The sequence below is a fragment of the Rhizobium sp. C104 genome (genome assembly GCF_022354505.1).
GTDB classification, from domain to species: Bacteria; Pseudomonadota; Alphaproteobacteria; order Rhizobiales; family Rhizobiaceae; genus Rhizobium; species Rhizobium redzepovicii.
The window spans coordinates 3238495-3256013 of the sequence record NZ_CP092348.1; the positions used below are offsets into that span (position 1 = coordinate 3238495).

A 17519-nucleotide genomic window follows, 5' to 3' on the forward strand; every position below is an offset into this window, starting at 1 on the left:
TCGGCTGCCCGTGCATAAGCCGCGGCGTTAGCAACATGGGCGAACAGCCCTGGGGCCCTCCACCAGCCTATTGAGGACGACATGAGCGAATTCAAGAAACTCGTATTCTCCGGCGTGCAGCCGACCGGCAATCTGCATCTCGGCAATTATCTCGGCGCGATCCGCCGCTTCGTGGCGCTGCAGGAAGGCAATGACTGCATCTACTGCGTCGTTGACATGCATGCGCTCACTGCCCAGTTGGTGCACGAGGACATGCAGAGCCAGACGCGTTCGATCGCCGCCGCCTTCATCGCCGCCGGCATCGATCCGGAAAAACATATCGTCTTCAACCAGTCGGCCGTGCCGCAGCATGCCGAACTTGCCTGGATCTTCAATTGCGTCGCCCGCATCGGCTGGATGAATCGCATGACGCAGTTCAAGGACAAGGCCGGCAAGGACCGCGAGCAGGCCTCGCTCGGCCTATACGCCTATCCGAGCCTGATGGCCGCCGATATTCTCGTCTACCGCGCCACCCATGTGCCGGTCGGTGAGGATCAGAAGCAGCATCTGGAACTTGCCCGCGATATAGCGATGAAGTTCAACCTCGATTATGCCGAGCATATTCGCAAGACCGGTTACGGTGTCGACATCACCGTCGGCAACGAGCCGGTGCATGCCTATTTCCCGATGGTCGAGCCGCTGATCGGCGGACCGGCGCCGCGGGTCATGTCGCTGCGCGACGGCACCAAGAAAATGTCGAAATCCGACCCTTCCGACCTCTCGCGCATTAACCTGATGGATGACGAGGAGGCGATCTCGAAGAAGATCCGCAAGGCAAAGACCGATCCGGACGGCTTGCCGAGCGAGGTGGAAGGTCTGCAGGGCCGGCCGGAAGCCGACAATCTGGTGGCGATCTATGCGGCGCTTGCCGATAAATCGAAGGCGGACGTGCTGGCCGAATTCGGCGGCCAGCAGTTCTCCGTCTTCAAGCCGGCGCTGGTCGATTTGGCGATCCACGTGCTGGCGCCGATCACCGGCGAAATGCGCCGGCTGATGGACGACACCAGCCATATCGACGCTATCCTGCGCAGGGGCGGCGAACGGGCCAGGGCCCGCGCAGAGGTGACGATGCGCCAAGTCCGCGATGTGATCGGCTTCCTTTACTGAGAGTGATCTCTTCTTCTCCCACGTGGAGGAGAAGAGGAAAAAACTGGGCTTGCAAATTTTCCGCTTCGGGTGTCAGAGTCCGCGCCATGGTATCGAAGCGACTCTCACGGCTCGAAGGTCATCGCCGCAAATTCATGGCGGTGATCGACGGTACACCCGAATGCCAGCGCGCCGTTCATTATGCCGGCCGGCGCGCGAAGAATTCCAATGGCGGGCTGGTGCTGCTCTACGTCATTCCCGACGGGGATTTCCAGCAATGGCTCGGCGTCGAGGCGATCATGCGGGCCGAGGCGCGCGAGGAGGCCGAGGCGGTCGTTGCCAAGATCGCCCAGATCGTGCGCGAGACGATCGGCATCGAGCCGGAGATCGTCATCCGCGAAGGTGGTGCGGCCGAACAAATCAACGCCGTGATCGAGGACGACCGCGATGTGGCGATCCTCGTTCTGGCCGCCGGTTCGGCGAAGGAAGGCCCGGGACCGCTGGTTTCGTCGATCGCCGGCCGCGCGGCGGCGTTTCCGATCCCGGTCACCGTGCTGCCAGATACGCTGACCAATGAGGAAATCGACGCCCTCTGCTGACAATTTCTTGAGTAAAAATCTCTTGAATGGCACCGGCAATCGGCTTATCTTCTTTTGAAGAATTCTAAAGACGGCGAGGCATGGGCCGGCCGCATGGAGACCCAGATGTTCATTCAGACCGAAGCCACGCCAAACCCCGCCACGCAGAAGTTCCTGCCGGGCAAGGTGGTGATGGAAAGCGGCACGGCCGAGTTCCGCAGTGCCGAGGAGGCCGAAGCTTCGCCGCTCGCTGCCCGCCTGTTCGAAATACCGGGTGTGACCGGTGTCTATTTCGGCTATGATTTCATTTCCGTCTCCAAGGACGATGCCGAATGGCAGCATCTTAAGCCGGCTATTTTGGGCTCGATCATGGAGCATTTCATGTCGGGCAAGCCTGTCATGGGCGATGCTTCCATCCTCTCCGAAGACGTTGACGCCAGCGACGAGTTTTTTGACGAAGGCGACGAGTTGATCGTGCTGACCATCAAGGAGCTTCTGGAGACCCGCGTGCGCCCCGCCGTTGCCCAGGACGGCGGCGACATCACCTTCCGCGGCTTCAAGGACGGCAAGGTCTATCTGAACATGAAGGGTTCCTGCGCCGGCTGCCCCTCTTCGACGGCGACGTTGAAGCATGGCGTCCAGAACCTGCTGCGCCATTTCGTTCCGGAAGTGCAGGAAGTGATTGCCGCTTAAAAATTCTGGCGTTCGTCCGGCCGTTCATCTGTGGTTCGGCCAGACGAATTTATGATCAGGCGACAATAGATTTTTCGGAAATTGATGGCATGATTGTTCTGGCGCTCGACACGGCAGGTGTAGACTGCGCTGCCGCCGTTTACGACAGCGGCAGGAATACGATGCTGGGGGAGGCATCGGACATGATCGGCAAGGGGCATGCTGAACATCTGATCGGTATCGTCGATCGCGCGCTCGATCAGGCTCATATGGCGCTTTCCGATATCGACCGCATTGCCGTCGCCATCGGCCCCGGCTCGTTTACCGGTATCCGGGTCGGCGTTGCCGCAGCCCGCGGTTTTGCGCTTTCCCTCAATGTGCCCGCCGTCGGCGTCACCACGCTCGAGGTCATGGCATCAGCCCAGCGCGAAAAAACGCCCGGCCGCGCCGTGCTGGCAGCGATGGATGCCAAGCGGGACGAAATCTACCTCCAGTCCTTTTCATCGGATGGTTCGCCCCTCGACGCGCCACGGGCGTTAAGCGTGGCGCAAGCGCAGGCTTTTGCCGCAGGCTTCGACGGCGAGATCACCGGATCGGCAACGCCGCTGCTGAAGGCGGACGCCCATGGCGATCACAGCAACAATTTCCCGATCTCCGTCGTGGCGCGCCTCGGTGCTGCCGCCTCCCCCGATGCCGGAAAGCCGAAGCCCCTTTATCTGCGCGGACCCGATGCCAAGCCGCAGGCCGGGTATGCGATTGCCCGACGAGTATGACGATGCTGGAAGCCTATCTGACGCTGAAGCCGGAATTCGAGATCATCGCCATGGAGCGCGAGGATTGCCGCGATGTCGCCGTCCTGCACGGCGAACGTTTTGCCCGGCCCTGGGGCGATGGTGAATTTCACGGGTTGCTGATGCAGGACACCGTGTTCGGCTTCGTCGCCCGCCAGACCAATGCCATCCTGAAAAAGCCGCTTCCCGGCTTCATTCTCGCCCGCCATGTCGCCGGCGAGGCGGAGATCCTGACGATCGCCGTGCAGGCGAAGGTCGCTCGCGCCGGGCTCGGCTGGCGACTGATGCAGGCAGCGATGCGGGAAGCACGCGCACGCGGCGGCGAGAGCATGTTTCTCGAAGTCGACGACGGCAATACGGCAGCGCTTGGCCTCTATCGCAAGCTCGGCTTCGAAAAGGTCGGGGAACGCAAGGGTTATTACAAGCAGGAAAACGGCGCTCTCTCCACGGCGCTTGTCATGAAGCGCGTTCTTCGCTAGTTCCCTGACAGAGAGATGACTTGCTGATCGGCGCCAAAGCCCTTCGGCATTGTCGCAAGACGAATATCTTTTGAAGGCGGGCCATGCCTGATGTAGCCAAGACCCTTGAGGAGCTTTGCACCGAACGCGGCATGCGCATGACCGAGCAGCGCCGCGTCATCGCGCGCATCCTCGAAGATTCGGAAGACCATCCCGATGTCGAAGAGCTTTACCGCCGCTCGGTGAAGGTCGATGCGAAGATCTCGATCTCGACCGTCTACCGCACGGTGAAACTGTTCGAGGATGCCGGCATCATCGCCCGCCACGACTTCCGCGACGGGCGCTCGCGCTACGAAACGGTGCCGGAAGAGCATCACGACCACCTGATCGACCTGAAAACCGGCACGGTGATCGAATTCCGCTCGCCGGAGATCGAGGCGCTGCAGGAGCGCATCGCTCGCGAGCACGGCTTCAAGCTGGTCGACCACCGGCTGGAACTCTACGGCGTTCCGCTGAAGAAGGAAGACCTCTGAAGCAATGGCCGCCGGGGAGACCAGCATTTGATCGCCTGGCTGCGCATTGCCTGTGCTGCGGTCGTCATCCTGACCGTCAGCATCGTGCTCGTGCCGCTGCAACTGCTCGCCCTCCGTTTCGACTGGCGGCTGCGGCGCCGGCTGCCGCGCGTCTGGCACCGTATCATCTGCTATTGCCTCGGCATCCGCGTCCGCGTCACCGGCCAGCTGGAAGAGCGCCGGCCGCTGATGCTCTGCTCCAATCATTCCTCCTGGATGGATATCATGGTGCTGTCGGCGGTTGCCGACGTCGCCTTCATCGCCAAGATCGAGGTGGCCGAATGGCCGATCTTCGGCACGCTCGCCAAGCTGCAGAAGAGCGTCTTCGTCGTACGCGAGGAGAGGCGCAAGACCGGCCATCAGGCAAACGAGATCGCCGGGCGGATGGCCGATGGCGAAATCGTCGTGCTCTTCCCAGAGGGCACGACCTCGGACGGCAACCGGCTGCTGGAGGTCAAGTCCTCGCTGTTCGGCGCTGCCGCCATGGCCGTGCCCGCTTCGCCCACAGGAACCGTGGTGGTGCAGCCGGTGGCGGTTGCCTATACCAGGGTGCACGGCATCGCCATGGGCCGCTATCACCGGCCGCTCGCCGCCTGGCCGGGGGATATCGAGCTCTTGCCGCACCTGATCGATATCGTGCGATGCGGCGCCATCGACGCAGAGGTTTCCTTCGGCGAGGCGGTGGAATACCGCGCCGACACCAATCGCAAGGAAGTGAGCGCGACTATCGCCTCACGCATCCGCAACCTGTTGAACAGCCGCCTGCGCGGGCGCGAAATCTCCTAAAAGAAGATTTCGATTTTCTCAGGCGGCAAAAACCACTAAATAGCGCGCCATGACACAGGACAGCGCCCTTCTCCAGGCTCCGGAGCCGACACGCCGCGACGGTTCCAACAGCCGCAAGGTCTTCATCAAGACCTATGGCTGCCAGATGAACGTCTATGATTCCACGCGCATGAGCGATGCGCTCGCCCGCGACGGTTACGAACCGACTGAGGATATGGAAGAGGCGGACCTCGTTCTGCTCAACACCTGCCATATCAGAGAGAAGGCGGCCGAGAAGGTCTATTCGGCGCTCGGGCGGCTGCGCGACATGAAAAAGAAGAAGGCGGCGGACGGACGGGAGATGATGATCGGCGTTGCCGGCTGCGTCGCCCAGGCCGAAGGCGAGGAGATCCTGCGCCGGGCGCCCGCCGTCGACGTCGTCATCGGCCCGCAGACCTATCACCGCCTGCCGGAGGCGCTGCGCCGGGCCAAGCAGGGCCAGCGCGTCGTCGATACGGAATATGCGGTCGAGGACAAGTTCGAGCATCTGCCGATCGCCGAGAGCCGGAAGATCCGAGCCCGCGGCGTCACCGCCTTCCTGACGGTGCAGGAGGGCTGCGACAAATTCTGCACCTTCTGCGTCGTGCCCTATACCCGCGGCTCGGAAGTGTCGCGGCCGGTTGCCCAGATCGTCGAGGAAGCCGAAAAGCTGGTCGAAGGCGGCGTGCGCGAGATCACCCTGCTCGGGCAGAACGTCAATGCCTGGCACGGCGCCGGGCCGAGGGGCGAGGCGTGGAGCCTCGGCGACCTGCTCTACCGGCTTGCCGAGATCCCCGGCCTTGCGCGGCTGCGCTACACCACCAGCCATCCCCGCGACATGGACGACCGGCTGATCGACGCCCATCGCGATCTTCGGGCGCTGATGCCCTATCTGCACCTGCCGGTGCAATCGGGCTCCGACCGTATCCTGAAGGCGATGAACCGGCGCCATACAGCGGCCGAATATCTCTCGCTGATCGAACGCATTCGCACGGTGCGGCCCGACATCGCCCTGTCCGGCGATTTCATTACCGGCTTTCCGGGGAGACAGACGAAGATTTTGAGGATACATTAGAACTTGTGAAGAAGGTGCGCTATGCGCAGGCCTTCTCGTTCAAATACTCGACACGGCCGGGCACCCCCGGCGCGGAACTGAAGGACCAGGTGCCGGAAGAGATCAAGGCAGAACGGCTGGAACGCCTGCAAGCGCTTCTCGTGAAGCAGCAGCAGGAATTTGCCGAATCCTGCGTCGGCAAAGAGATCGACCTGTTGCTGGAAAAGCCCGGTCGCATGCCGGAACAGCTGATCGGACGTTCTCCCTGGCTTCAATCCGTGAATGTTGATGCAAAAGCATCGCAAATCGGTGACATTATTAAAGTGCGAATCACAGGAACCGGAAACAACAGCCTGTTTGCCGAACGCGCAGAGGCTGCGGTTTAACTCAAGGAGCCCGACCGCTTGAACGGACAAGAATTGGTTTCTTCTTCACCGCGCCACCCCCGCACGCCGAGCGATACCAATCACTTCGTCCTGACGTTCGAGAACAACCGCTTCGCCAGCGAGCTCTTCGGTCAATTCGATCAGAACCTCAAGCTGCTCGAGGAACGGCTCAACATCGATGCGCGGGCCCGCGGCAATTCGGTCGTCATCACAGGCGATGTCGTGACCACCAACCAGGCGCGGCGCACGCTCGACTATCTCTATGAAAAACTTCAGAAAGGCGGCAGCGTGGAACGATCCGACGTCGAGGGCGCAATCCGCATGGCGGTCGCCGCCGACGATCAGCTCAGCCTTCCCACCATGGAGCGCAAGGCCAAGCTGACGATGGCGCAGGTTTCCACCCGCAAGAAGACGATCATTGCTCGCACGCCGACACAGGACGCCTATATCCGGGCGCTGGAGCGGGCCGAGCTGGTCTTCGGCGTCGGCCCGGCCGGCACCGGCAAGACCTATCTCGCCGTCGCCCACGCTGCCCAACTGCTGGAGCGCGGCGCGGTCGAAAAGATCATCCTGTCGCGCCCGGCCGTCGAAGCGGGCGAGCGCCTCGGATTCTTGCCCGGCGACATGAAGGAAAAGGTCGATCCCTATCTTCGCCCGCTCTATGACGCGCTCTATGACATGATTCCCGCCGACAAGGTCGACCGGGCGATCACCGCCGGCGTCATCGAAATCGCGCCGCTCGCCTTCATGCGCGGCCGCACGCTCGCCAACGCCGCCATCATCCTCGACGAAGCACAGAACACGACATCGATGCAGATGAAGATGTTCCTGACGCGTCTCGGCGAGAATGCGCGGATGATCGTCACCGGCGACCCGAGCCAGATCGACCTGCCGCGCGGCGTCAAATCCGGCCTCGTCGAGGCGCTGCAGCTTCTCAACGGTGTCGAGGGCATCTCGATCGTGCGCTTCAAGGATACCGACGTCGTCCGCCATCCGCTGGTCGGGCGCATCGTCAGGGCCTATGATTCCACCTATGCCGAAGCCGAAGCGGTCAGCCGGCAGGACTGATGGCAGAACTCGACATCCAGATCAGCGTCGACGACATCGGCTGGCCGGGCGAGGAGACGCTGCTGTCCTTTTGCGAGCGCGTGCTCGGCGCTGCCCTGGTCTATCTCCGCGACAGCGAGAAGCAGCCCTTCCCGACGATGCCGCCCGAGGTCTCGCTTGTCTTCACCGACGACGCCTCGATCCAGGACATCAACGCCGAATGGCGGGGGAAGGACAAGGCGACCAACGTGCTCTCCTTTCCAGCCTTTCCGGTTCGGCCCGGTAAAATGCCCGGTCCGATGCTCGGCGACATCATCATCGCCCGGGAGACGGTGGAGCGGGAAACCATCGAGCTCGAAAAGAGTTTCGATGACCACCTGACCCATCTTCTGGTGCACGGTTTCTTGCATCTTCTCGGCTACGACCATATGAATAGTGATGAAGCCGAAATTATGGAGGGGCTGGAGACTCGCATTTTGGCGCAGCTCGGCCTATCTGATCCTTACGAGGGTCAAGACCTTAAAATGGAACCATGAGCGACTTTACGACGAAGCCGGCGGCAGACGCCAAGGACTCCGAGCCATCCTCCTCTTCCGACGAGGCGGGCAGTAGTAGTCGGCCATCCGGCCGATCCCAATCCTTCTGGTCGCGCGCCGCGCGCATCCTTCGCCCGCAGCAGGGCTCGCGGCTGCGCGAGGATCTTGCCGACGCGCTGATGACCGATGCGGCCGGCGATGACGCATTTTCACCCGACGAACGGGCAATGCTGCATAACATTCTGCGCTTTCGCGAGGTGCGCGTCGCCGACGTGATGGTGCCGCGCGCCGATATCGAGGCGGTCGACCAGAACATCACCATCGGCGAGCTGATGATCCTGTTCGAGGAATCCGGCCGCTCGCGCATGCCCGTCTATGCCGACACGCTCGACGATCCGCGCGGCATGGTGCATATCCGCGATCTGCTCTCCTATGTCGCCAAGCAGGCGCGCAACAAGCGCCGCGGCCCGGCGAAACCGGCCGCAGCCCTGCCGGCGCTGCCGGCGATCGAGGTTGCGCCCGAGAATATCCAGAAGACCACGCGGCCGGCCAAGCCGAATTTGGATCTCGCCCGCGTCGACTTGCAGAAGACGCTGACGGAAGCCGGCATCATCCGCAAGATCCTGTTCGTGCCGCCGTCGATGCTGGCCTCGGACCTGTTGCGCCGCATGCAGGTGAACCGCACGCAGATGGCGCTGGTCATCGACGAATATGGCGGCACCGACGGGCTCGCCTCGCATGAGGACATCGTCGAAATGGTGGTCGGCGACATCGACGACGAACACGACGACGAAGAGGTGATGTTCAAGCGGGTTGCCGAAGACGTCTTCATTGCCGACGCCCGCGTCGAACTGGAAGAGATCGCCGCGGCGATCGGGCCGGATTTCGACATCAGCGAGCAGGTCGACGAGGTCGATACGCTGGGCGGTCTGATCTTCTCCGCACTCGGCCGCATCCCGGTGCGCGGCGAGGTCGTGCAGGCGCTGCCGGGCTTCGAATTCCACATCCTCGACGCCGATCCGCGCCGCATCAAGCGGCTGCGCATCACCCGCAAGCGCCATGCGATCCGCCGCCGCGCCAAGGTGGATGGCGACATTCCCCCGGCTCCGACGCCGGCGACGACCGGCCAGCGGAATCAACCGCCAATTAATGCTGTCCCGGAACCCGCTGCGCGGTTCCGGGCGATCTTCATTAACAGGACAAAGAGCCGCTTTTTTGAAAGACTGCGCATGGGTTGATTCGCGGTTTGATGGGAGTGCGCATGGAGCGGCTTGCGGACAGGGTTATCCTCGTCTGGGGTTTCAAACGGTCGCTGCTGGCCATTGCCGCCGGAGCATTCGCCGTGCTGGCGCTGCCACCCTTCGGCTTCTTCGCGGCAATGTTCGTCTCCTTCACGCTGCTCGTCTGGCTGATCGACGGGGCCGCGGCTTCGCCTGACAGCGGCCTCATCGGCAGGCTGTGGCCGGCATTTGCCACCGGCTGGCTGTTCGGCTTCGGCTATTTCGTCGCCGGCCTGTGGTGGCTCGGCCATGCGCTGCTGGTCGATCAGGAGGAATTCGCCTGGGCGCTGCCACTCGCCATTCTCGGGCTGCCGGCCTGTCTGGCGATTTTCTACGGGCTGGCGGTGGCCCTTGCCCGCATCTTCTGGTCCGACGGCATGGGACGGATCGCCGCACTGGCGGCCGGCTTCGGGCTGATGGAATGGCTGCGAAGCGTTGTCCTGACTGGCTTTCCCTGGAACGCCATCGGCTATGGCATGATGCCGGTTCCACTGATGATGCAGTCGGCGCATGTGATCGGGGCGATGGGGGTGACTACCCTTGCCGTATTCGTCTTTTCCGCGCCGGCCCTTGTCGGCACCCGGCAAGGCGCACGCACCGGCATCGCGCTCGCCGTCCTGCTATTTGCCGCCCATCTCGGTTATGGCGCTTATGCCCTCTATGTCGCGCCGCGGGCCGAAGCCTTGCCTGAAGATAAGCGGCCGGTGGTGCGGTTGGTGCAGCCTGATATCGACCAGGCGGCAAAGATGGACAACGACGCCGATCGCAATGCGATCTTCGAGACGCATCTGAAGCTGTCGGCCGAAGCACCGAGAAATGGCGGGCGCAAGCCCGACATTATCGTCTGGCCGGAAACCTCCATCCCCTTCATACTGACCGACAATCAGGATGCGCTGACGCGGATCGCCGATACGCTCGACGACAACCAGATCCTGATTGCCGGAGCCGTGCGCGCCGAGGAGATGGGGCCCGGCACGCCGACGCGCTACTATAATTCCATCTATGTGATCGACGGCCGCGGCCAGATCATCGCCGCCTCCGACAAGGTGCATCTGGTGCCGTTCGGCGAATACCTGCCCTTCGAGGACCTGCTCACCGAATTCGGCATCCAGAACGTCGTCGAAATACCAGGAGGGTTTTCGGCAGCAGTGAGCCGGCACCTGCTGGCGCTGCCCGGCGGGCTCAATCTTTATCCGCTGATTTGCTACGAGATCATTTTCCCCGATGAAATGACCGGCGACATCGAAGACGCCAATGCGATCCTCAATATCACCAATGATGCCTGGTTCGGTGCGACGCCAGGCCCCTATCAGCACTTCCAGCAGGCGCGGGTGCGAGCTGTTGAAACCGGACTGCCGCTGATTCGCGACGCCAACAGCGGTATTTCAGCAATTGTGAATGCACAGGGGAAATTATTGCCGGCCTCGATCTCGAACAAACCGGCTTTATTGATGCAACTCTTGATAGGTTAGGCGTAGAAGCGGGGACGGCATTCCCCCGGCAAACATACTTCTGGTTGACCGAGGCGCTGCTCATTTTGATTGCGCTGGTTTCTCGTAGAGGTTTTATTTCCGGGTTGAATTGACCAAAAACCCCTAAAATTGCATAGTGATGACAATCGGCGTTCCGGACGTATGTTCAAAGGTGGGTTCTCACCGCTTGCAACGTGGCGTTTGGGATGGATCAGGGGCATGCCGGTTAAACAGGTTGAAATTCTTAGCTAGGGCACGACCATGATTGAAAACAAAAAGAAGCCGAATCCGATCGACATCCACGTTGGCAGCCGTATTCGTCTTCGCCGAACAATGCTGGGCATGAGCCAGGAAAAACTTGGCGAAAGCCTCGGCATCACATTCCAGCAGATCCAGAAGTACGAAAAGGGCACCAACCGCGTCGGCGCAAGCCGTCTGCAGAACATCTCGAACATCCTCAATGTTCCGGTTTCCTTTTTCTTCGAGGACGCACCCGGCGAACATGCAGGCGCCGGCGGCGGCATGGCCGAAGCCTCCAGCTCGAATTACGTCGTCGATTTCCTCTCCTCTTCCGAAGGCCTGCAGCTCAACCGCGCCTTCGTCAAGATTTCCGATCCGAAGGTTCGCCGCAAGGTCGTGGAGCTGGTGAAGGCTCTGGCAGCCGAGGCCGACTCCGACTGAGCCACACCAATCGCTGAATCCCAAAGGCGGTCGAAAGGCCGCCTTTTTTGCGTTTTTGGGGCAAAATTTGTCACTTTGCCGCAGATATAAAGATATATTTATGTCCTTCTGCGCTTGTCATCGGGCCTCGAACTGAGTACCTACTAGCTAGCTTTTATTCTTTGAGGGGAATCCCGGAATGCGCGCGAATTATCTCTTTACCAGCGAATCTGTTGCCGAAGGTCATCCTGACAAGGTTTGCGACCGCATCTCCGACGAGATCGTCGATCTGGTCTACCGCGAAGCGGCCAAAACAGGCGTCAATCCGTGGGGCGTGCGCATTGCCTGCGAAACGCTGGCGACCACCAACCGTGTCGTCATCGCCGGCGAAGTCCGCCTGCCGCCGAGCCTGATGAAGAAGGACAAGGAGGGCAAGGACGTCATCAATCCTTCTAAGTTCAAGGCCGCTGCCCGCCGCGCCATAAAGGATATCGGTTACGAGCAAGACGGCTTCCACTGGAAGAAGGCCAAGATCGATGTGCTGTTGCACTCGCAGTCGGCCGACATCGCGCAGGGCGTTGACAGCGCCGCCGACCAGCAGGGCGACGAGGGCGCCGGCGACCAGGGCATCATGTTTGGTTACGCCTGCAAGGAAACGCCGGATTTGATGCCGGCGCCGATCTATTATTCCCACAAGATCCTGCAGCTGCTCGCGGTTGCCCGCAAGAAGGGTGACGGCGAAGTCGCCAAGCTCGGCCCCGACGCCAAGAGCCAGGTGACCGTGCGCTACGTCGACGGCAAGCCGTCCGAAGCAACGTCGATCGTGCTTTCGACCCAGCATCTCGACGAAAGCTGGGATTCGAAGAAGGTCCGCGCCGTCGTCGAGCCTTATATCCGCGAGGCGCTCGGCGAACTGAAGATCGCTGACGACTGCAAGTGGTACATCAACCCGACCGGCAAGTTCGTCATCGGCGGACCGGACGGCGATGCGGGCCTCACCGGCCGCAAGATCATCGTCGACACCTACGGCGGTGCCGCACCGCATGGCGGCGGCGCATTCTCCGGCAAGGACACGACCAAGGTCGACCGTTCGGCTGCCTATGCCGCCCGCTATCTGGCGAAAAACGTCGTTGCCGCCGGCCTAGCCGACCGTTGCACGATCCAGATTTCCTACGCGATTGGCGTCGCCCAGCCGCTGTCGATCTATGTCGACCTGCACGGCACCGGCAAGGTCAGCGAAGATCAGGTCGAAGCAGCGATCCGCAAGAATATGGACCTGTCTCCGTCGGGCATTCGCCGCCATCTCGACCTCAACAAGCCGATCTATGCGAAGACCTCCGCTTATGGCCATTTCGGCCGCAAGGCCGGCCGCGATGGCTCGTTCTCCTGGGAGCGCACCGACCTCGTCAAGGCCCTCAAGGAAAGCGTAAAGGCCTGAGATAAAGCATGACGGATATGGAACGCCGCGGCCGGGCGACTGAAGCCTTCTTCGGTCGCCGCAAAGGCAAGGCCCTGCGCGAACACCAGGCCGAGACGCTGAACAGCCTGCTGCCGGCATTCCTTATCGATCTTTCGGCGGCTCCGCTGGAGCCGCTGACGTCCCTCTTTACGGTTCCGGTCGACAGATTGCGGCTGGAAATCGGTTTCGGCGGCGGCGAGCACCTGATCCACCGCGCACTCGAGAGGCCTTCGACCGGCTTCATCGGCGTCGAGCCCTTCGTCAATTCCATGCAGAAGCTGCTGTCGCGCATCGGCGAGACCGGGGCGCGCAATATCCGCGTCTATAATGACGACGCGACGCAACTGCTCGACTGGCTGCCGGACGCTTCGCTCGATCAGATCGACCTGCTCTATCCCGATCCCTGGCCGAAGCGGAAGCACTGGAAGCGCCGCTTCGTCTCGAAGACCAATCTCGACCGCTTTCACCGCGTGCTGAAACCGGGCGGCCTGTTCTGCTTCGCCTCCGACATCGACACCTATGTGAACTGGACGCTGCTCAAATGCCGCGACCATGGCGGCTTCAACTGGCTGGCCGACAATGCGGCGGACTGGCTGACGCCCTATGAGGGCTGGCCGAGCACACGCTACGAGGCCAAGGCGCGACGCGAGGGCCGGTCTTCGGCCTATTTGACGTTCAGGAAGATCTGAGTTTCAACGGCGGCTAACGGGCAATAGTGACGGGCGTGCCGTGTGGCACGAACGATGAGCCTATCCTGACGCAGCCTCCGCAGCGAAATCGAATAAGCGATAGTGCACCGCAAAAGCAGCACAACGCGCCAGGCATTATCTTGACGGTCAGTGGAGGCTGACCGTCTTCAGTTCATCCTCGGCAGCCTTGAAGAAGGTGCTGGAGCGGTTGTCCGTCAAGAGGATCGGCGTGCCGTCGGCGCCGAAAAGTGCCCAGAGATCGACGTTCGGATCGATATCCGGCGCCTCGGGAAAACACTTGGCGACCTCTTCGGTGCGCATCTTTCTGATATAGGCGACCTCGCCGCTGCCGATGTGGGCAAGCTCGGATTTGGTCAAGTGAGACGTGGCTTCTTTCATCAACATTCCTGTTCCTCCGGAAGAAGGGACCAACGGTTCGACAAACCGTTGTGCTACTGTGAGACCGAAATGTTAATTTTCTTGACCATGCGCGCGGGCTCCGGTCGAATTAGATCGACGGAGAGCAGACCGTTCTTCAGACCGGCGCCGAGCACCTGCATGCCGTCGGCCAGAACGAAGGTGCGCTGGAACTGACGGGCGGCGATGCCGCGATAGAGATAGTCCCGTTCGCCGTGCTCCACCTGACGGCCGCGAATCAGAAGCTGGTTCTCCTCAATGGAAACATCGAGTTCCTCCTCGCCGAAGCCGGCGACAGCCAGCGTGATGCGCAGACGTTCCGGCGCGCCGTTATCGGCGGCGATGCGTTCGATATTGTAAGGCGGATATCCGTCGCTCGCCTTGGAAATGCGCTCCAGCGTCTTTTCCATGGCATCGAAGCCCAGAAGCAGCGGGCTGGCGAAAGGGGTAATGCGGCTCATCTCTTTTCAAGTCCTTGATGCAAGCGACCATCCCGGACCTTAAGGGCAGCATCCGGATGCCGCTAATATGGGGACAGCACCCCGGCGCTGCAAGACGCGGGTGACGTCTCGGCACCACCCCTCAATTTTGAGGTGGTGATGGCTCCTTGCTTGACAAAGCGGCGGCTGCCTCGCATCAAAACGGGCCGGCGCAGAATGTGCCGATTTGTGACGAGAAATGAAGAAAACGGTGCATCGGATGGCAAGCGCAAGAAAGATCATCATTGACACGGATCCCGGCCAGGACGACGCGGCCGCCATTATGCTGGCCTTCGGCAGTCCCGACGAGCTGGAGTTGCTGGGGATCACCACGGTCGCCGGCAACGTGCCGCTTTCGCTGACCAGCCGCAATGCGCGCATCGTCTGTGAACTCTGCGGCCAGACGGAGACGAAGGTCTTTGCCGGCGCCGACGCGCCGATCGCCCGCAAGCTGGTGACCGCCGAGCATGTACACGGCAAGACCGGCCTCGACGGTCCTCACCTCAGCGAGCCGACGATGGCGCTGCAAACGGGACATGCCGTCGACTTCATCATCGAGACGCTGCGGCGTGAGGAAGAAGGCACGGTGACGCTCTGCACGCTCGGGCCGCTCACCAATATCGGCCTGGCCTTACAGAAGGCGCCCGACATCGCCCCGCGCATCCGCGAATTGGTGATGATGGGCGGCGGTTTTTTCGAGGGCGGCAACATCACGCCGGCAGCCGAATTCAATATTTACGTCGATCCCGAGGCCGCCGATATCGTCTTCCGCTCGGGCGTTCCGATCGTGATGATGCCGCTTGACGTGACGCACCAGTTGCTGACCCGCAAGGATCGGGTGAAGCGCATGGCCGAGATCGGCACGGCGCCGGCAAAGGCGATGGTCGAGATGCTGGAATTCTTTGAACGCTTCGATATCGAGAAATACGGCTCCGACGGCGGGCCGCTGCATGACCCGACCGTGATCGCCTACCTGCTGAAGCCGGAGCTTTTCAACGGCCGAGACTGCAATGTCGAAATCGAGATCCACTCCGAACTCACCGTCGGCATGACGGTCGTCGACTGGTGGCATGTCACCGAGCGCAAGCGCAATGCAAAGGTCATGCGCCAAGTCGATGCGGACGGCTTCTTCGATCTTTTGATCGAACGCTTCGCCCGCATCTGATTTCGGCATCCTTCTCCAAAGGGAGAAGGTTCAGGCGTCCTTCTCGTCGAAGACCGAATTGGTTTCGGCTTCGGTGGCCTTCGGACCGCCCTTGGCGACGCCGACCATGGCCGGGCGCAGCACGCGCTCGCCGATGGAAAAGCCTGCCTGCACGACCTGGACGACCGTGTTGTTCGGCACATCCGGGTTCGGCACTTCGAACATCGCCTGATGGAAATTCGGATCGAACTTCTGGCCGACCGGCTCCAGCTTGCGAACGCCGTGGCGCTCGAGCGCCGACAGCATGGCGCGCTCGGTCATCTCGACGCCCTCGATCAGCGTGGTCAGGCCGGCATCGGCCGCGTCCTTGACCTCTGCCGGAATGGCATCCAGCGCCCGGCGCAGATTGTCCGAGACGGCGAGCATGTCACGCGCGAAACCGGCGACGGAATAGGACTTGGCGTCCTTGACCTCACGCTCGGTGCGGCGGCGCAGATTATCCATTTCGGCGGCAAGGCGCAGATAGCGGTCGCGCAGTTCGCCGTTTTCGGCTTTCAGAAGCTCGAGTGCATCAGGCTGGGGCGCCTCTTCCTGCGCAATATCGTTCTCGACGTAGGCGGCAGCGTCGGCTGCGGCATCGGCCGCAGTTGCGTCAGGTCCGTTTTTCGTCGTGTCATCGGTCATGACGGTCTCCGGTTGGTGTCTTCAGATGCGCCCGATATCGAGGTTTGACCGAAAAAAATCAAGTCTGCGTGACAAAGAAGCGAAAATTCCGCGGTCTTCGTCAAAGTGGTCAAAGCGGATTGCGTGAAAGCCGGGAGACGAGCTGGGCAGTGTAGTCCACCATCGGCACGATACGGGAATAATTGAGCCGCGTCGGGCCGATGACGCCGACGGCGCCGACGATGCGATCGTCGTCGTCACGATAGGGCGCAACGATGAGCGATGAGCCGGACAGCGAGAAGAGCTTATTTTCCGAGCCGATAAAGATACGCACGCCCGAGCCGGTTTCGGCGAGATTGAGGATCTCGATCAGGCTGTCTTTCTTTTCGAGATCGTCGAACAGCATCCGCAGCCGGTCGAGATCCTCGGCGCCGGCGAGACCTTCAAGCAGGTTGGCGCGGCCGCGGATGATCAGCTGCGCCGGCTTTCCCTCGTCGGGGCTGCCGGCCCAGACGGCGATGCCGCGCTCGACGAGATCACGCGACAGGGCATCGAGTTCGTGGCGGACGTTATCCTTCAGCTGACTTAATTGTTTGCGCAGCTCCGGCAGGGTCTGGCCGGACATGTGGGCATTGAGAAAATTCGCCGCCTCGGCCAGCTGCGAGGAGGTAACGCCCGCCGGCAGCTCGATGATGCGGTTTTCCACCTGGTCGTGATCGCCGACGAGCACGGCCAGCGCCTTTGTCGGCTCCAGCCGGATGAACTCCACATGTTTGAGCACCGGATCGCTTTTCGAGGTGATGACCAAGCCGGCGCCGCGCGAAATGCCCGACAGCATGCGGCTCGCCTCGTTCATCATCGATTCCACCGGATTGCCGCCGCTTTCGGCCCGCACCTGGCGGTCGATGCTGGCGCGGTCCTCGGCGGAGAGATCGCCGACCTGCATGAAGGCATCGACAAAGAAACGCAGGCCGATCTGGGTCGGCAGCCGGCCGGCGCTGATATGCGGCGAATAGATGAGGCCGAGATCCTCGAGATCGCTCATGACGTTGCGCACCGAGGCCGGCGACAGCGACATCGGCAGCAGGCGGGACAGATTGCGCGACCCGAGCGGCTCGCCGCTCTCCAGATAGCCCTCGACGATGCGGCGAAAAATTTCCCTGGAGCGCTCGTCCAGCGCAGCAACGGCATCCGAAACCGATGTCGACCTGATGCCCATGAAACTCTCGAACC

General features: G+C 61.7%; 17 protein-coding genes and 3 pseudogenes. 16 read left to right on the plus strand and 4 right to left on the minus strand.

Annotated features, from left to right (window positions below):
- Positions 1 to 81: 81 nt before the first annotated feature.
- The 15 genes and pseudogenes from trpS (at position 82) to MF410_RS17285 (ending at position 13583) form a co-directional block, all read left to right on the plus strand.
- Positions 82 to 1146 (plus strand): tryptophan--tRNA ligase, encoded by a 1065-nt coding sequence (trpS, locus tag MF410_RS17215; protein WP_097624655.1) that lies wholly within the window; start codon positions 82 to 84, stop codon positions 1144 to 1146.
- A gap of 86 nt (positions 1147 to 1232) precedes the next feature.
- Positions 1233 to 1724, plus strand: a complete 492-nt coding sequence (locus MF410_RS17220) for a universal stress protein (protein WP_003583845.1) — start codon at positions 1233 to 1235, stop codon at positions 1722 to 1724.
- A 105-nt stretch (positions 1725 to 1829) separates the two neighbouring features.
- Positions 1830 to 2396, plus strand: a complete 567-nt coding sequence (locus tag MF410_RS17225; protein WP_239619909.1) for a NifU family protein — start codon at positions 1830 to 1832, stop codon at positions 2394 to 2396.
- Positions 2397 to 2485: 89 nt separating this feature from the next.
- Entirely contained in the window at positions 2486 to 3148 is a 663-nt protein-coding gene (gene tsaB, locus MF410_RS17230) for a tRNA (adenosine(37)-N6)-threonylcarbamoyltransferase complex dimerization subunit type 1 TsaB (RefSeq protein WP_097624654.1), read from the plus strand.
- On the plus strand, positions 3145 to 3645 hold the full coding sequence (locus MF410_RS17235) for an N-acetyltransferase (RefSeq protein ID WP_003570810.1): 501 nt from the start codon (positions 3145 to 3147) through the stop codon (positions 3643 to 3645). The genes tsaB and MF410_RS17235 overlap by 4 nt, the downstream gene beginning before the upstream one ends.
- Positions 3646 to 3728: 83 nt before the next feature.
- Entirely contained in the window at positions 3729 to 4157 is a 429-nt protein-coding gene (locus MF410_RS17240) for a Fur family transcriptional regulator (protein ID WP_012556376.1), read from the plus strand.
- Between the two features lie 27 nt (positions 4158 to 4184).
- A complete protein-coding gene (locus MF410_RS17245) occupies positions 4185 to 4982 on the plus strand; it encodes a 1-acyl-sn-glycerol-3-phosphate acyltransferase (protein WP_097624653.1) in 798 nt (265 codons plus the stop codon).
- 49 nt (positions 4983 to 5031) lie between these two features.
- Positions 5032 to 6440 (plus strand): annotated as a pseudogene (miaB, locus tag MF410_RS17250) (tRNA (N6-isopentenyl adenosine(37)-C2)-methylthiotransferase MiaB).
- Between the two features lie 18 nt (positions 6441 to 6458).
- Positions 6459 to 7508, plus strand: a complete 1050-nt coding sequence (locus MF410_RS17255; protein ID WP_088940002.1) for a PhoH family protein — start codon at positions 6459 to 6461, stop codon at positions 7506 to 7508.
- Positions 7508 to 8023, plus strand: coding sequence for an rRNA maturation RNase YbeY (ybeY, locus tag MF410_RS17260; protein ID WP_097624651.1), 516 nt, complete (start codon positions 7508 to 7510; stop codon positions 8021 to 8023). Before MF410_RS17255 ends, ybeY begins: the two co-directional genes overlap by 1 nt.
- Positions 8020 to 9173, plus strand: a pseudogene (locus tag MF410_RS17265) (hemolysin family protein). The gene ybeY and the pseudogene MF410_RS17265 overlap by 4 nt, the downstream one beginning before the upstream one ends.
- Before the next feature lie 111 nt (positions 9174 to 9284).
- A pseudogene (lnt, locus tag MF410_RS17270) lies at positions 9285 to 10888 on the plus strand (apolipoprotein N-acyltransferase).
- A gap of 148 nt (positions 10889 to 11036) precedes the next feature.
- Complete coding sequence (locus tag MF410_RS17275; protein ID WP_003589003.1) at positions 11037 to 11456, plus strand: helix-turn-helix domain-containing protein; 420 nt, start codon at positions 11037 to 11039, stop codon at positions 11454 to 11456.
- A 178-nt stretch (positions 11457 to 11634) separates the two neighbouring features.
- Positions 11635 to 12873: a methionine adenosyltransferase gene (gene metK / locus MF410_RS17280; RefSeq protein ID WP_097624649.1), complete on the plus strand. Its 1239-nt coding sequence runs from the start codon at positions 11635 to 11637 to the stop codon at positions 12871 to 12873.
- 8 nt (positions 12874 to 12881) lie between these two features.
- The gene (locus tag MF410_RS17285) at positions 12882 to 13583 is read left to right on the plus strand and encodes a tRNA (guanosine(46)-N(7))-methyltransferase TrmB (protein WP_097624648.1); all 702 of its coding nucleotides are present in this window, start codon (positions 12882 to 12884) and stop codon (positions 13581 to 13583) included.
- Positions 13584 to 13730: 147 nt separating this feature from the next.
- Here MF410_RS17285 and MF410_RS17290 read toward each other — a convergent pair whose 3' ends face one another.
- Together MF410_RS17290 and MF410_RS17295 are read right to left on the minus strand one after the other, a co-directional pair.
- The gene (locus tag MF410_RS17290; RefSeq protein ID WP_003570822.1) at positions 13731 to 13988 is read right to left on the minus strand and encodes a DUF1150 family protein; all 258 of its coding nucleotides are present in this window, start codon (positions 13986 to 13988) and stop codon (positions 13731 to 13733) included.
- Positions 13989 to 14035: 47 nt separating this feature from the next.
- Positions 14036 to 14461, minus strand: a complete 426-nt coding sequence (locus MF410_RS17295) for an Hsp20 family protein (protein WP_097624647.1) — start codon at positions 14459 to 14461, stop codon at positions 14036 to 14038.
- 238 nt (positions 14462 to 14699) lie between these two features.
- Between MF410_RS17295 and MF410_RS17300 the strand changes: the two genes are divergently transcribed.
- On the plus strand, positions 14700 to 15644 hold the full coding sequence (locus tag MF410_RS17300) for a nucleoside hydrolase (protein WP_097624844.1): 945 nt from the start codon (positions 14700 to 14702) through the stop codon (positions 15642 to 15644).
- Between the two features lie 30 nt (positions 15645 to 15674).
- On the opposite strand, the gene grpE is transcribed toward MF410_RS17300, so the two are convergent.
- Positions 15675 to 16307: a nucleotide exchange factor GrpE gene (grpE, locus tag MF410_RS17305; protein WP_097624646.1), complete on the minus strand. Its 633-nt coding sequence runs from the start codon at positions 16305 to 16307 to the stop codon at positions 15675 to 15677.
- A gap of 109 nt (positions 16308 to 16416) precedes the next feature.
- Positions 16417 to 17505 carry a heat-inducible transcriptional repressor HrcA gene (gene hrcA, locus MF410_RS17310; protein WP_097624645.1) on the minus strand — a complete coding sequence of 363 codons (1089 nt, stop codon included), beginning with the start codon at positions 17503 to 17505 and terminating at the stop codon, positions 16417 to 16419.
- Positions 17506 to 17519 lie beyond the last annotated feature (14 nt).

Bases quoted from the DNA above. Each gene is read 5' to 3' on its own strand.
- MF410_RS17295 (WP_097624647.1), bottom strand. From the start codon at position 14,461: ATGAGCCGCATTACCCCTTTCGCCAGCCCGCTGCTTCTGGGCTTCGAT.
- MF410_RS17285 (WP_097624648.1), top strand. From the start codon at position 12,882: ATGACGGATATGGAACGCCGCGGCCGGGCGACTGAAGCCTTCTTCGGT.
- metK (WP_097624649.1), top strand. From the start codon at position 11,635: ATGCGCGCGAATTATCTCTTTACCAGCGAATCTGTTGCCGAAGGTCAT.
- ybeY (WP_097624651.1), top strand. From the start codon at position 7,508: ATGGCAGAACTCGACATCCAGATCAGCGTCGACGACATCGGCTGGCCG.
- MF410_RS17275 (WP_003589003.1), top strand. From the start codon at position 11,037: ATGATTGAAAACAAAAAGAAGCCGAATCCGATCGACATCCACGTTGGC.
- MF410_RS17225 (WP_239619909.1), top strand. From the start codon at position 1,830: ATGTTCATTCAGACCGAAGCCACGCCAAACCCCGCCACGCAGAAGTTC.
- MF410_RS17300 (WP_097624844.1), top strand. From the start codon at position 14,700: ATGGCAAGCGCAAGAAAGATCATCATTGACACGGATCCCGGCCAGGAC.
- grpE (WP_097624646.1), bottom strand. From the start codon at position 16,307: ATGACCGATGACACGACGAAAAACGGACCTGACGCAACTGCGGCCGAT.
- hrcA (WP_097624645.1), bottom strand. From the start codon at position 17,505: ATGGGCATCAGGTCGACATCGGTTTCGGATGCCGTTGCTGCGCTGGAC.
- MF410_RS17220 (WP_003583845.1), top strand. From the start codon at position 1,233: ATGGTATCGAAGCGACTCTCACGGCTCGAAGGTCATCGCCGCAAATTC.
- MF410_RS17235 (WP_003570810.1), top strand. From the start codon at position 3,145: ATGACGATGCTGGAAGCCTATCTGACGCTGAAGCCGGAATTCGAGATC.
- trpS (WP_097624655.1), top strand. From the start codon at position 82: ATGAGCGAATTCAAGAAACTCGTATTCTCCGGCGTGCAGCCGACCGGC.
- MF410_RS17290 (WP_003570822.1), bottom strand. From the start codon at position 13,988: ATGTTGATGAAAGAAGCCACGTCTCACTTGACCAAATCCGAGCTTGCC.
- MF410_RS17240 (WP_012556376.1), top strand. From the start codon at position 3,729: ATGCCTGATGTAGCCAAGACCCTTGAGGAGCTTTGCACCGAACGCGGC.
- tsaB (WP_097624654.1), top strand. From the start codon at position 2,486: ATGATTGTTCTGGCGCTCGACACGGCAGGTGTAGACTGCGCTGCCGCC.